10 protein-coding genes, 1 tRNA gene, 1 other RNA gene and 1 pseudogene are annotated in these 12,687 nt (G+C 71.9%); 9 read left to right on the plus strand and 4 right to left on the minus strand.

Translation table 11 applies throughout. From position 1 onward, the window contains the following. Positions 1-63 precede the first annotated feature (63 nt). Positions 64-1,236: a CdaR family transcriptional regulator gene (locus tag LJB74_RS17095; protein WP_259309663.1), complete on the minus strand. Its 1,173-nt coding sequence runs from the start codon at positions 1,234-1,236 to the stop codon at positions 64-66. 148 nt (positions 1,237-1,384) lie between these two features. Here LJB74_RS17095 and LJB74_RS17100 point away from each other — a divergent pair, with 148 nt between their 5' ends. Beyond that, positions 1,385-2,050, plus strand: coding sequence for a hypothetical protein (locus LJB74_RS17100; protein ID WP_259309664.1), 666 nt, complete (start codon positions 1,385-1,387; stop codon positions 2,048-2,050). Between the two features lie 202 nt (positions 2,051-2,252). Here the strand turns inward: LJB74_RS17100 and aceE are convergent, their stop codons facing one another. Next, positions 2,253-4,994 carry a pyruvate dehydrogenase (acetyl-transferring), homodimeric type gene (gene aceE / locus LJB74_RS17105; protein WP_259309665.1) on the minus strand — a complete coding sequence of 914 codons (2,742 nt, stop codon included), beginning with the start codon at positions 4,992-4,994 and terminating at the stop codon, positions 2,253-2,255. 330 nt (positions 4,995-5,324) lie between these two features. On the opposite strand from aceE, the gene LJB74_RS17110 reads away from it, so the two are divergent. The 7 genes and pseudogenes from LJB74_RS17110 (at position 5,325) to LJB74_RS17140 (ending at position 10,615) form a co-directional block, all read left to right on the plus strand. Next, entirely contained in the window at positions 5,325-5,747 is a 423-nt protein-coding gene (locus tag LJB74_RS17110; RefSeq protein ID WP_259309666.1) for a DUF3052 domain-containing protein, read from the plus strand. Beyond that, complete coding sequence (locus LJB74_RS17115) at positions 5,744-6,220, plus strand: peroxiredoxin (protein ID WP_259309667.1); 477 nt, start codon at positions 5,744-5,746, stop codon at positions 6,218-6,220. Before LJB74_RS17110 ends, LJB74_RS17115 begins: the two co-directional genes overlap by 4 nt. Positions 6,221-6,257: 37 nt before the next feature. Next, a tRNA-Val gene (locus LJB74_RS17120) sits at positions 6,258-6,331 on the plus strand. 69 nt (positions 6,332-6,400) lie between these two features. Further along, positions 6,401-7,458: pseudogene (locus LJB74_RS17125) on the plus strand (zinc-dependent alcohol dehydrogenase family protein). A gap of 24 nt (positions 7,459-7,482) precedes the next feature. Further along, a complete protein-coding gene (locus LJB74_RS17130) occupies positions 7,483-8,718 on the plus strand; it encodes a Nif3-like dinuclear metal center hexameric protein (protein ID WP_396125190.1) in 1,236 nt (411 codons plus the stop codon). Further along, positions 8,715-9,458: a zinc ribbon domain-containing protein gene (locus LJB74_RS17135; RefSeq protein WP_259309669.1), complete on the plus strand. Its 744-nt coding sequence runs from the start codon at positions 8,715-8,717 to the stop codon at positions 9,456-9,458. The genes LJB74_RS17130 and LJB74_RS17135 overlap by 4 nt, the downstream gene beginning before the upstream one ends. Next, positions 9,455-10,615: a bifunctional RNase H/acid phosphatase gene (locus LJB74_RS17140; protein ID WP_259309670.1), complete on the plus strand. Its 1,161-nt coding sequence runs from the start codon at positions 9,455-9,457 to the stop codon at positions 10,613-10,615. The genes LJB74_RS17135 and LJB74_RS17140 overlap by 4 nt, the downstream gene beginning before the upstream one ends. A gap of 6 nt (positions 10,616-10,621) precedes the next feature. On the opposite strand, the gene LJB74_RS17145 is transcribed toward LJB74_RS17140, so the two are convergent. Next, the gene (locus LJB74_RS17145; protein ID WP_259309671.1) at positions 10,622-11,407 is read right to left on the minus strand and encodes a YaaA family protein; all 786 of its coding nucleotides are present in this window, start codon (positions 11,405-11,407) and stop codon (positions 10,622-10,624) included. A 47-nt stretch (positions 11,408-11,454) separates the two neighbouring features. Here LJB74_RS17145 and rnpB point away from each other — a divergent pair. After that, positions 11,455-11,839: RNase P RNA component class A (rnpB, locus tag LJB74_RS17150), an RNA gene on the plus strand. Positions 11,840-12,170: 331 nt separating this feature from the next. On the opposite strand, the gene LJB74_RS17155 is transcribed toward rnpB, so the two are convergent. Then, on the minus strand, positions 12,171-12,686 hold the full coding sequence (locus tag LJB74_RS17155; RefSeq protein ID WP_259309672.1) for a phospholipase domain-containing protein: 516 nt from the start codon (positions 12,684-12,686) through the stop codon (positions 12,171-12,173). Position 12,687 lies beyond the last annotated feature (1 nt).

Below are 12,687 nucleotides of genomic sequence, written 5' to 3' on the forward strand. Positions count from 1 at the left end.
GTTACCTACAAGCCGGGGCGGCTCGGGGAACGCGCACGTCGACGCGGACCTCGACGGGCGCGGTCACGCGATCGTGGCGCCGTCGAGCCGGCCGAGCGCGAGGGCGATCTGGAGCACGTACGCCTCGCGGGGGTCCAAGGGGTCCCAGCCGGTGACGTCGGCGACCCGCCGCAGGCGGTACCGGACCGTGTTGGGGTGCACGTACAGCGTGCGGGCCGCACCCTCGAGCGACCGGCCGCCGCCCAGGTAGGTCGAGAGCGTCTCCAGCAGGGAGCCGGTGCTCGCCAGCAGCGGTCGGTACGCCTGGTCGACGAGCTGGCGTCGCGCGGTCGTGTCACCGGTGAGCACCCGTTCGGGGAGGAGCTCGTCCGCCTGGACCGGTCGTGGTGCCTGGGCCCAGGCCGGTGCGGCGCGGAGACCGGCGAGAGCTGCCTGGGCGGACCGTGCCGAGTCGGCGAGGTCGTTGGCCTGCGGGCCGATCACGACGGGCCCGGGTCCGAACCGGGGGAGGAGCGACGTCGCTGCCGCCCGGAGGTCGCCCTCACCGCCGAGGAACACGATGAGACGGTCGCCCTGGATCCCGACGAGCGCGTCGTCGGCCGCACGCCTGGTTGCGCGACGCAGATCAGCGGCACGCATGTCGTCGAGCGGGGAGACGGTCGTGCCGACCATGACGAGCGTCGACCCGCGGCCGCTCCATCCGAGCGCCGAGACGCGGGAGCGGAGCGACTGGTCGGCGTCGCCCCGGACCAGCGCGTCGACGACGAGCGCCTCGAGGCGGGCGTCCCAGGCGCCGCGCACCTCGGCGGCGCGGGCGTAGACCTCGGCGGCGGAGAACGCGACCTCACGCGAGTAGCGCAGGACGGCCTCGCGGACCTCACGCTCGCCGCCGGGCGCGGCGAGCTCGTCCGAGTGTGTCTCGACCACGTTCACGATCACGCGCACGAGTTGCAGCGTGTGCTGCAACGAGATCGAGCGGGTGAGCTCGGGCGGCGCCGCGGAGAAGATGTCACCGACCCCGTGCGGCGGGGCCGCCGGGTCCGAGAACCAGCTGATGAACGCCGCGATCCCGGCCTGGGCGACGAGCCCGACCCACGAGCGGTCCTCCGCCGGCAAGGTCCGATACCACGCGAGGTCCTCGTCCAGGCGCCGCATCGCGGACGCGGCGAGCAGACCACTGGCATCGCGGACGCGGCGGAGGGTGTCGGCCTCGGTGCTCGTCGGGTGGTCCACCATCCCCTGAGCATACGGTCACGGTTTGTCGGTAGTCGACAAACTCCGTCGTGCGTGGAGGGCGCCGGGGCACCCCCGTCCCCGAGCGGCGCGGGCGAGACCTCCGCCTCATCGGCCGGTGCAGCGACGCCCTCTCGGTTATGGTTCCCTCATGGCACTCCTGCCCCGGCTTCGACACCTCATGCGACGTCCGTCGTCGGCGTCGAAGGTCGGTGCGCGTCGTCCGACCAAGGCAGCGCGCCGCGGAGACACCCTCCACGAGGACGCCGTGCGGTCCATGCTCGGGGACGACCCGAACAACGTGCGGGCCTTCCAGGCCCTCGCCGAGATCGTCCGACGGCGGGCCACGGGGCAGGTCTCCGACGACGACCCGTTGACTGCTCCGATCGACGACAGCGAGGTCAGGCGCGCCGCCGATCTCGCGGTGTGGTCCTTGGCCGAGGAGCTCGCCGGCAACCCGCGCGCCTGGTACCCGCTGATCGAGCTCGCCCGGCTGTCGGTGGGCGACGACCACGAGGGCACACTCCGTCGGCTGACCACGGCGGCAGAGCGGGATCCGTCAGGTGCCGCGCTCGCCGAGGGGCTGGCGGTCCTGCGCGAGGCGAACCTGCCTGTCGAGGCCCTCGGCCTCGGCGTCGGGCACTGGAGGCCGCGCGAGCACGTCCCCGAGGTCGCCCGGCAGATGGTCCTGGCGTCGCTCGAGGCCGACCGCCCGCTCGAGGCGAAGCAGCACCTGCGCACGCTCGAGGAGTACACCGACGCGCGCAAGACCGCGGACCTGCGCGCGGAGCTCACCCGCCTGATCGGCGACGCGTAGCAGCGAACGCCCGCTGTACCGGTGACAGGCCGGTGACTGCTCTCGGCGCTGGTGACCGGCGCCGCCGGCCGACCTTCGCGCAGCGGTGCGTCTGCGCGGGTGGTCGGCGCTCGTGCACGGGTGGCGCGGGCACCGGTGCACGGTCCCCGGACATGACGAACGGGCCCCACGGGGCCCGTTCGCCATGCGTCGTGCTGACGGGTCAGGAGTCCCCGCCCGCGTTGCCGGACGTACCGGCGGTGACGTCGTGCAGGCGGTACTGCTCGATCGCGCGAGCAGGGGCGTCCGCGGCGACCTTGCCGTCGCGGGCGAGCTGCTGCAGCACGCGGACCACGACCGACGGGCCGTCGATCTTGAAGTGCCGACGGGCGGCCGGTCGCGTGTCGGAGAAGCCGAAGCCGTCCGCACCCAGCGTCGCGAAGGTGCCCGGGATCCACTGCCGCACCTGGTCCGGGACGAGGTGGTCGAAGTCCGTCGTCGCGACGAACGGCCCCTCGGCACCGGCGAGCTTGGTCGTGAGGTACGCCTCGCGCGGCTCCTGCTCCGGGTGCAGGAACGCCTGGCGCTCGGCCGCGAGACCGTCGCGACGCAGCTCGTTCCAGCTCGTGACGCTCCACACCGCGGCGTTGACGCCCCAGTCCCGGGCCAGGAGCTCCCGGGCCTCCAGCGCCCACAGGATCGCCACACCCGACGCGAGGATCTGCGCACGCGGACCGTCGCCCTCGACCGGGGCGATGAGGTGGATGCCGCGGAGGATGCCCTCGACGTCCACGTCCTCCGGCTCGACCGGCTGCTGCATCGGCTCGTTGTAGACGGTCAGGTAGTAGATGACGTTCGGGTCGCGCCCGTCGTCCCCGTACATCCGCTGCAGACCGTCGCGCACGATGTGCCGGATCTCGTACCCGTAGGCGGGGTCGTAGTGCACGACGTGCGGCATGGTGCCGGCGAGCAGCGGCGAGTGACCGTCCGCGTGCTGGAGCCCCTCACCGGTGAGCGTCGTGCGACCTGCGGTCGCCCCCACCAGGAACCCTCGCGTCATCTGGTCGCCGGCGGCCCAGAACTGGTCACCGGTCCGCTGGAACCCGAACATCGAGTAGTAGAAGTAGAACGGGATCAGCGGCTGACCGTGCGTCGCGTACGAGGTGCCGACCGCCTGGAAGGCGGCCGCGGACCCGGCCTCGTTGATGCCGGTGTGCATGATCTGGCCGACCTCGGACTCCTTGTAGCTGAGGATGAGGTCGCGGTCCACGGCGAGGTAGTTCTGCCCGAGCGTGTTGAAGATCTTCGCGCTCGGGAAGATGGCGTCCAGACCGAAGGTGCGGGCCTCGTCGGGGATGATCGGCACGATCCGCGGGCCGATCTCCTTGTCCTTGACGAGGTCCTTGAAGAGCTGGACCAGGGCCATCGTCGAGGCGACCTCCTGCTGCCCCGAGCCCTTCGCCAGGCGCGCGTACACCGCGTCACCCGGGAGGGTGAGCGGGACGTGCGTGTCGCGGCGCTCGGGGACGAAGCCGCCGAGGGCGCGTCGGCGGTCGAGCATGTACTGGATCGCCGGGTCCTCCGCACCGGGGTGGAAGTACGGCGGGAGGTACGGGTCCGCGTCGATCTGCTCGTCGGTGATCGGGATGTGGAGCTCGTCGCGGAGCGCCTTGAGGTCGTCCCCCTTGAGCTTCTTCATCTGGTGCGTCGCGTTGCGTGCGGCGAAGCCCGAGCCCAGGCCGTAGCCCTTGATCGTGTGCGCGAGGATCACCGTCGGCTGCCCCGTGTGCGCGCTCGCCGCCGAGTACGCGGCGTAGAGCTTGCGGTAGTCGTGCCCGCCGCGCTTGAGCGCCCAGATCTCGTCGTCCGTCATGTTCTCGACGAGCGCCTTGGTGCGGGCGTCCCGACCGAAGAAGTGCTCACGGACGAACGCGCCGTCGTTCGCCTTGAAGGTCTGGTAGTCGCCGTCGAGCGTGGTGTTCATCAGGTTGACGAGCGCACGGTCCTTGTCGGCGTTGAGCAGGACGTCCCACTCGCGACCCCAGATCACCTTGATGACGTTCCAGCCGGCACCACGGAACTGTGCCTCGAGCTCCTGGATGATCTTGCCGTTGCCGCGAACCGGGCCGTCGAGGCGCTGCAGGTTGCAGTTCACCACGAACGTCAGGTTGTCGAGCCCCTGCTGACCGGCGAGCTGCAGCATGCCGCGGCTCTCGGGCTCGTCCATCTCGCCGTCGCCGAGGAAGGCCCACACGTTCTGCTGGCTGGTGTCCTTGATCCCGCGGAGATGCAGGTAGCGGTTGGTCCACGCCTGGTAGATCGCCGACGCAGGGCCGAGGCCCATCGAGACCGTCGGGAACTCCCACAGGTCGGGAGCGAGCCGCGGGTGCGGGTAGGACGGCAGCCCGCCACCGGGGTGGGAGAGCTCCTGGCGGAACCCGTCGAGCTGGTTCGCGCTGAGCCGGCCCTCGAGGAAGGCCCGGGCGTACACGCCGGGGGACGCGTGACCCTGGAAGTACACCTGGTCGCCGCCGCCGGGGTGGTCCTTGCCGCGGAAGAAGTGGTTGAGGCCGACCTCGTACAGCGTCGCGACCGACGCGTACGACGAGATGTGGCCGCCGACGCCGATGCCCGGCCGTTGCGCGCGCGTCACCATGACCGCGGCGTTCCACCGGATCCACGAGCGGTAGCGGCGCTCGATGACCTCGTCACCGGGGAAGTACGGCTCGTCGTGGACGCCGATCGTGTTGACGTACGGCGTGTTGAGCGACGTCGGGATCGCGACGTTGCGCTCGCGCGCCCGCTTCAGCAGGTTCAGCAGGACGTACCGCGCTCGCGGTCCGCCCTTGTCGTCGATCAGGCCGTCGAGCGACTCGACCCATTCACCGGTCTCGACCGGGTCGATGTCCGGGACCTGGCTCAGCAGGCCGTTGATGAGCGGCCCTCTCTCGTCAGTCGAAGCCACCTGCGCTCCTCGCCTTTCCTCCGCAGCGTTGGGCCGGTCGGCCACGATGCTGTCGTCAACCCGAACCGCCGCGTCGTGCACCGACTGGTCCGGTCGTCGGCTCATTGTCGGACGTCACCGGGCCGAAAGTCACACCGGAGGCGGTCGGTGACACGTGACGTCCGCGACAATGGCGCGTGCGACACGGAATCGACCACCACGCCGTGACCTCTTGTCAGACCGTGGTCGGGTGCGGTGGGCTAGCGTGTGCCAACAGTAAGCAGAGCGGCCGAGGGCGACGCGTCGTCCCGGGGCAGCTCGATCAGTGACTCGAAAGGAACAGGTCGCAACGTGGTATCCACCTCGGGCTCGGAGGCCGACTCGGCCGCCGCACGCCTCGGTCTCGTCCCGGGCCAGGTCGTCCAGGAGTTCGGCTGGGCAGACGACGTCGATGAGTCCCTTCGGGTCAGCATCGAGACCACCACGGGGAACGAGCTCGTCGACGAGGACTACGACGACGTCACCGACGTCGTGGTCGTGTGGTGGCGTGAGGACGACGGTGACCTCACGGACGCGCTCGTCGACGCCCTCACGGTGCTCGAGGACGGCGGTGTCGTCTGGGTCCTCACGCCGAAGCAGGGCCGCCCCGGCCATGTCGGGCACAGCGACATCGAGGAGGCGGCCACGACGGCCGGGCTCCATGCGACCAGCACGTTCGTGATCGCGGACGGGTGGTCGGCCACGCGGCTCGGGACCCGGGCGCGCGGACGGTGACGACCGCGGGCGGGCAGGTCGTGCTCCAGGTCGGCGACCTGGCGCCGGACTTCGTGCTCAACGACACGCACGGCACCCCGGTCCGGCTGAGCGAGCTCCGCGGCACGCCGGTCGTCGTGGTGTTCGTGCCGTTCGCGTTCTCGGGCACCTGCACAGGTGAGTTGTGCGAGCTGCGGGACAACATCTCGGTGTTCGACGACGCCGGCGTACGGCTCCTCGCGATCTCGTGCGACTCGATGTTCGCGCTGCGCGCCTGGGCGGAGCAGGAGCACTACACGTTCGACCTGCTCACCGACTTCTGGCCGCACGGTGCGGTCGCCCGGGAGTACGGGGTGTTCGCCGCGGACTCCGGTCTCGCCGTGCGTGGCAGCTTCCTGATCGACGCCGACGGGGTGATCCGCTGGTCGGTCGTCAACCCGCGCAGTCAGGCGCGGAGCCTGGCGGGCTACCTCGAGGCGCTCGCCTCGCTGTGACCCGGCGGTCGACCGGTAGGCTGTGCCACCGTCGCAGGGGCCTGTAGCTCAGTTGGTCAGAGCGCCGCGCTTACACCGCGGAGGTCGTCGGTTCGAGACCGGCCGGGCCCACGCACCACCGTCCGCCTCAGGGGTCGCCCCCGGCACGTCTCGACCCATCGATCTCCTGAAGGAGCTCCCGTGCGCGCCACCGTCATCCATGGTCCGTTCGACGTCCGCCTCGAGACGGTGCCGGACCCGACGATCGTGCTCCCGACCGACGCCGTCGTGCGCGTGGTCGCGTCGTGCGTGTGCGGGTCCGACCTCTGGGCCTACCGCGGCGTCCGGCCGACCACTCAGCCCCACCGCATCGGGCACGAGTTCGTCGGCGTCGTCGAGGAGGTCGGCTCGCAGGTGCGGACGCTGCGCCCCGGGCAGTTCGTCATCGCGCCGTTCTCGATCTGCGACAACACGTGCCCGCACTGCCGCAACGGCGTGCAGACGTCCTGCACGCAGCTCGCGTGGTGGGGCGAGCCGGACCACGACGGGGTGCCGAGCGACGCGGGCCAGGGTGAGCGCGTCCGCGTCCCGCTCGCCGACGGAACTCTCGTGGCGACGCCGGAACACCCGGGGAGGCGCTCCTGCCGAGCGTCCTCACGTTGACCGACGTGATGGGCACCGGTCACCACGCCGCCCGGTCGGCCGGAGTCGGACCGGGCTCGACCGTCGCGGTCATCGGCGACGGCGCCGTCGGCCTGTGCGCGGTGCTCGCGGCGCGGCGACTCGGTGCCGAGCGGATCATCGCCATGTCGCGTCATGCGAGCCGTCAGGACCTCGCGGTGCGGTTCGGTGCGACCGACGTCGTCGCCGAGCGCGGTGCGGAGGGCGTCGCGCACGTGCGGGACCTGCTCGACGGGCTCGGTGTCGATGCCGCGCTCGAGTGCGTGGGGACCAAGGAGTCGATGCAGCAGGCGCTCGACTCCGCGCGACCCGGCGGGATGGTCGGGTTCGTCGGGGTGCCGGCCGGCGGCCCGGAGCTCCCGGTCCAGCAGCTGTTCTCGTCGAACGTCGGCGTCCGTGGTGGTGTCGCGTCGGTGCGGTCGTACATCCCGGAGCTGCTCGAGGACGTGTGGTCCGGTGCGATCGAGCCCGGACTCGTGTTCGACCTCGTGCTCCCGCTCGACCAGGTGGCCGAGGCCTACGCGGCCATGGACGAGCGACGCGCGATCAAGTCGATGTTGCGGCCCACGGTCGACTGACGTCGCGGTCCCGCACCGGTACGCATGCGCGCGGCCGGTAACGTGCCGTCTGTGAACCAGCAGAAGACCGGCGCCCCGACGCTCGCCGACGTCGTGCGGATCCTCGAGGCCCACTACCCGCCCGGCGCCGCCGAGTCCTGGGATGCGGTCGGCACGGTCTGCGGCGACCCGCGCCAGACCGTCGAGCGGGTCATGTTCGCGGTGGACCCGACGGCCGAGGTCGTCGAGGAGGCGGTGTCCTGGGCCGCCGACCTGCTGGTCACCCACCACCCTCTGCTGCTCCGGGCGGTGCACTCCGTCGCCGCGACGACCTTCAAGGGCGCGATCGTGCACCGCCTCGTCCGCGCCGGTGTCGCGCTCCACGTCGCGCACACCAACGCCGATGCGGCGAGCCGAGGCGTCGCGGACGCCCTGGCCGCGGCGGTCGGGCTCGGCGACGTCCGCCCGCTCGTCGCCGCGCCGGCCGAGCCGCTCGACCAGGTCGTGGTGCTCGTCCCCGAACCCTCGACGGACGCGGTGATCGACGCCCTGGCGGCGGCGGGTGCCGGAGCGCTCGGCGAGTACAGCAGGTGCGCGTGGACCGTGGCCGGTGAGGGGACGTTCACCCCGTCGGAGCGTGCCGAACCGACGATCGGCTCGCCCGGGCGGCGTGAGCACGTGCGCGAGTCGCGTGTGGAGATGGTCGCGCCGAGGCGTCTGCGTCGTGACGTGCTGGCAGCACTGCGCGCCGCCCACCCGTACGAGGAGCCCGCGTTCCAGGTCCTCGAGCTCGCCGGGTGGGACGGTGCGACAGGTCTCGGCCGTGTGGGCCGACTGCCCGAGCCGGTGACGCTGCGCGCGTTCGCCGAGACCGTGGCGAAGGTCCTGCCGTCGACCGAGCAGGGTGTCCGCGTCGCAGGCGAGCTCGAGGCCGAGGTGTCGCTCGTCGCGGTGCTCGGCGGGTCGGGCGACTCGCTGTTCGACGCGGTGCGGGCCTCGGGCGCCGACGTGTACCTGACGTCCGACCTCCGGCACCACCCGGTCTCCGAGCTGCGCGAGCGGGCCGAGTTCGAGGCGCTCAGCGGCATGCGTCCGCGGGCCACGCCGTACCTGGTCGACGTCCCGCACTTCGCGAGCGAGTGGCCCTGGCTGGACGGCGCAGCACGTGACCTGCGCGCTGCGCTCGCCCGCGGCGGCACTACGGTGGAGACCCGGGTCAGCACGCGTCGCACCGATCCGTGGACAGCGCGTCTCGCCTCATCGGAAGGAACCACTCCGTGACCACCGCCCCTGCTGCCGATCAACGGCGACTTCTCGACCTCCAGGCGCTGGACACCCGCCTCGACCAGATCGCGCACCGGAAGAAGACGCATCCGCTGCTGGCACGGCTCACCGAGCTCGACAAGCAGGCCGGTGACCTCCACACCGCTCTCGTCACCTCGCAGACCGCCCGCGGCGACCTGCGCCGTGAGCTCGCGAAGTCCGAGGGGGACGTCGAGCAGGTGCGCAACCGCGCCGCTCGCGACCAGGCCCGCCTCGACTCGGGCACCGGCACCGCGAAGGACCTCCAGGCCCTCACGCACGAGCTTGCGGCCCTCGCGAAGCGGCAGGGCGACCTCGAGGAGATCGAGCTCGAGATCATGGAGCGTCTCGAGGCGCACGAGGCAGCGGTCGCCGAGCTCCAGCGGGCCTACGACGCGCAGGACGAGGCGCGTCGTGCTGTCGTCGCGGAGCGCGACGCGGCGTTCGCCGAGCTCGACGCCGAGGGTGCACGCGTGCGGTCCGAGCGCGACCAGATGGCGTCCGAGGTCGAGCCCTCGCTGCTCGCCCTCTACGAGAAGCTGCGCGCGCGTCTCGGCGGCCTCGCTGTTGCCCCGCTGCGGCACGGTCGCTCCGAGGCGAGCGGGCTGATGATCCCCGCGACAGAGCTCGCGCGGATCAAGGCGCTCCCGCCGGAGGAGATCGTCTACTGCGAGGACAGCGGCCGCATCCTCGTGCGCGGGGAGGACTCCTGGCTGTGACCGGCGGGGCCGGGGCGCGGCGGCTGGTCGTCGAGACGGACGGCGGCGCGCGCGGGAACCCCGGACCCGCCGGGTACGGGGCCCTCGTCCGGGACGCCGAGACCGGTCAGGTGCTCGCCGAGCGCGCCGACTTCCTCGGGGTCACCTCGAACAACGTCGCGGAGTACACCGGGCTGATCGCCGGGCTGACCGCGGCACGGGAGATCGACCCGACCGCGGTGCTCGAGGTCCGCATGGACTCGCGGCTCGTGGTCGAGCAGATGTCCGGCACCTGGAAGATCAAGAACGCGGACATGCAGCGGCTCGCCCAGCAGGCCCGTGACGTGGTCGGGGACGCACGGGTGACGTACGTGTGGGTCCCGCGCGCCGAGAACTCCGCCGCGGACGCCCTCGCGAATGCCGCGATGGATCGGCGGGGTGCGGTCTCCCGGGACCTGGCCCCCGTCACGGCCCCGACCCGTGGGGTCCACCCGCTCGAGCGCAGGCCGTCGGGCACCCCGATCCGGTTCGACGCGGACGAGCCCGTCACGGTCGTCCTGGTGCGACACGGCCAGACCCCGCTGACGGTGTCGAAGGCGTACTCGGGGTCGTCGGAGCCCGGACCGTCGCTCACCGAGCTCGGGCGTGCTCAGGCGGCCCGGGCGGCCCGGCTCGTCGATCGCGTCGGTCGGGACCTGTGGGGCGACGTGCCGTACCCGTCGCAGCTGATCGCCTCGCCGATGGTGAGGACGCAGGAGACCGCGGCGATCATCGGTGCCCGGATCGGGCTGAGCGCCACGACCGAGCCCCTCGTCGCTGAGTGCGACTTCGGGGAGTGGCAGGGCCTCACGGCCGTCGAGATCGAGGAGCGCTGGCCGGGGGAGCTGCGTCGCTGGCACGAGGACGCCACCGTGCGCGCACCCGGGGGCGAGTCCATCGAGGACGTCGGGAACCGGATGCGTGCCGGGCTCGAAGCGATCCGCGACGCCGGGGTCGACCGGACCGTCGTCGTGGTGAGCCACTCGGTGTCGGTCCGCGCGGCCGTCGGGGTCGCGATCGGGGCCCAGTCGTCCGCGTGGGCCCGGATCCGGGTCGCTCCCGCATCGGTGAGCATCATCCGGCTGTTCCCCGACGGCACCAGCGAGGTGTCCGTGGTCGGCTGCCCCAGCGAGACCTGACGGCCGTCAGCCGCGGACGACGAGCGTCAGGGTGCGCGGCCCGGTGCGGGTCGGAGCCGGTGCGAGCTCGACGTCGATCAGCGGCCCGCCGGTGAGCTCCTTCGCCGCGACGAGGAGCTCGTCGGCGTCGCGTGGGACGGGTGCGTCGCGCGTCATGAGGTGATGGGTGAGGACGCCACGGGTGTGCTTGGCGTGGTGCGAGACGACGCTGCGCACCCCGCCCAGGTCGCGGAGCACCCGGACCGTGACCCAGTCCGTGCCGCGTGGAGGGCGCCATGCGGCGACGTACCCGGCGGACCGGCAGTCGACGACCACCCCGTCGGCCGAGGCCGCGTCGAGCACCGGACCGAGCGGTTCCCTCCAGAAGCGGGCGAGCGGACCCACGCCGGGAAGGTCGACACCCATCGAGAGCCGGTAGGCCGGGATGAGGTCCTCGGGCCCGACCACCCCCCAGAGCGCCGACACGACCCGCACGTGCTGAGCGGCCCGTTCCCGGGCGGTGCCGGAGAGCCCGGCCAGGCCCGCCGCGCCGTACAGCACCCCGGTGTAGACGGTCGCGGCGCGATCGGCGGGGGCATCGCGCAGGTGCACGTTGCGCTCGACCTCGGACGCGGCGCCGGGACCGACGCCGAGGACGGTGGCGCCGTCGTCGCGTGCGCTGACGGCTGCCAGCGCATCGAGCACGCGACGACGCTTCTCGGCGAGCTCGGGGGCGGTGAGGGCGTCCAGCTCGACGGGCCGTCCTGCCGCGGGTGGGGTCTTGCCCTCGGACGGCGGGAGCAGAAGAAGCACGGGAGAACTCTAGGCCGTCGTCGGAGCCGGTACGCTGAACGCGCGGATGAGCTGGCCGGGCGACCGCGTGGGGCTCTCGAGCCTCCCGAGGAACGTCCGGGCTCCGTAGGGCAAGGTGGTGGGTAACACCCACCCGGGGTGACCCGCGGGACAGTGCCACAGAGAACAGACCGCCCCGTGCGGCCTTCGGGCTGGACGGGGTAAGGGTGAAACGGTGGTGTAAGAGACCACCAGCGTGCCGGGTGACCGGTGCGGCTCGGTAAACCCCACCTGGAGCAAGGTCAGACAGGGAGTGCTTGAGGGCGGCCCGCCCGAGCTCCCGGGTAGACCGCTGGAGGCGTGCGGCAACGTACGTCGTAGATGGATGGTCGCCACCTGCGCGGGGGTGACCGCGTGCAGGGACAGAACCCGGCGTACAGGCCAGCTCATCCGCACCTTATGGCCTCTGACCTGCGTGTTCGCCTTGTGGACGCGGGTCGTGGGGGCTCTCCGGGGGTTGCGGATCCGGACGAGCACGAGCCGGCCGGTCCACCCGTAGGTGCCGGTGTCCACGACGTCGGTGCCGTCCCGCCTCCACACGATGCGCGCGAACGCACATCGAGCCTCCGGAACGCGCGTGCATGTCCGGCGCTCACGACCACCTGACCTGCTCGTTCAGAGACGACGGGTCCCCTCGGCGGGACGTGCTGTTCACCCTTCACGTCCTGCCGAAGGGGACCTCGTCTCATGACCCCCGCGTCGCCAACCTCACCACCGAGCTCAGTTAGCCGCTGATACCGACACGGCCATCCTCGACTCGCCCGGTCAGGCGGCGGCGGTACGTGACATCCTCCGATGTCACGATCTGGATGTCGTACCAGCCGTGCAGGCTGGGCCAGCGGAGCGTGAGCGGCCGACCGGGGCGTACCACGTGGGTCTGTCGGCGGCTGACGTACTGCAGGGACTCGAGCGTCAGCGTCACTGCGGCCGACCCGGTGTTGTGCAGTGCGAGCACCACGTCGCCACCCTCCCTGCCCGTGGTGACCGTGGCGTTCACGCCCGCGGCAGAACCCGCCATCGTGCCCTTGACCTCGTACTGGAAGCGGTTCGGCCCGGAGACGACGAGGTCGAACGCTCCGTCGATCACCGGGACCTCGACGTCGAGCTCCCTGTGCACGTCATAGTGCTGCGGTGTGGTGAATCCTCCCGCGTAGCTGTAGAGGATGAAGTGCGTGGACTGTGAGCCGGAGTTCTTGAGCTCCAGCGCGAGGCCGGCGGCGCCGTGCGGCTTGACGGACACC

It is taken from the genome of Cellulomonas sp. P24, assembly GCF_024704385.1.
Lineage (GTDB): Bacteria > Actinomycetota > Actinomycetes > Actinomycetales > Cellulomonadaceae > JAJDFX01.

What these genes read in the sequence shown, in the direction of transcription:
- LJB74_RS17095 (WP_259309663.1), bottom strand. Translation starts at nt 1,236, where the DNA reads ATGGTGGACCACCCGACGAGCACCGAGGCCGACACCCTCCGCCGCGTC.
- LJB74_RS17100 (WP_259309664.1), top strand. Translation starts at nt 1,385, where the DNA reads ATGGCACTCCTGCCCCGGCTTCGACACCTCATGCGACGTCCGTCGTCG.
- LJB74_RS17130 (WP_396125190.1), top strand. Translation starts at nt 7,483, where the DNA reads ATGCGCGCGGCCGGTAACGTGCCGTCTGTGAACCAGCAGAAGACCGGC.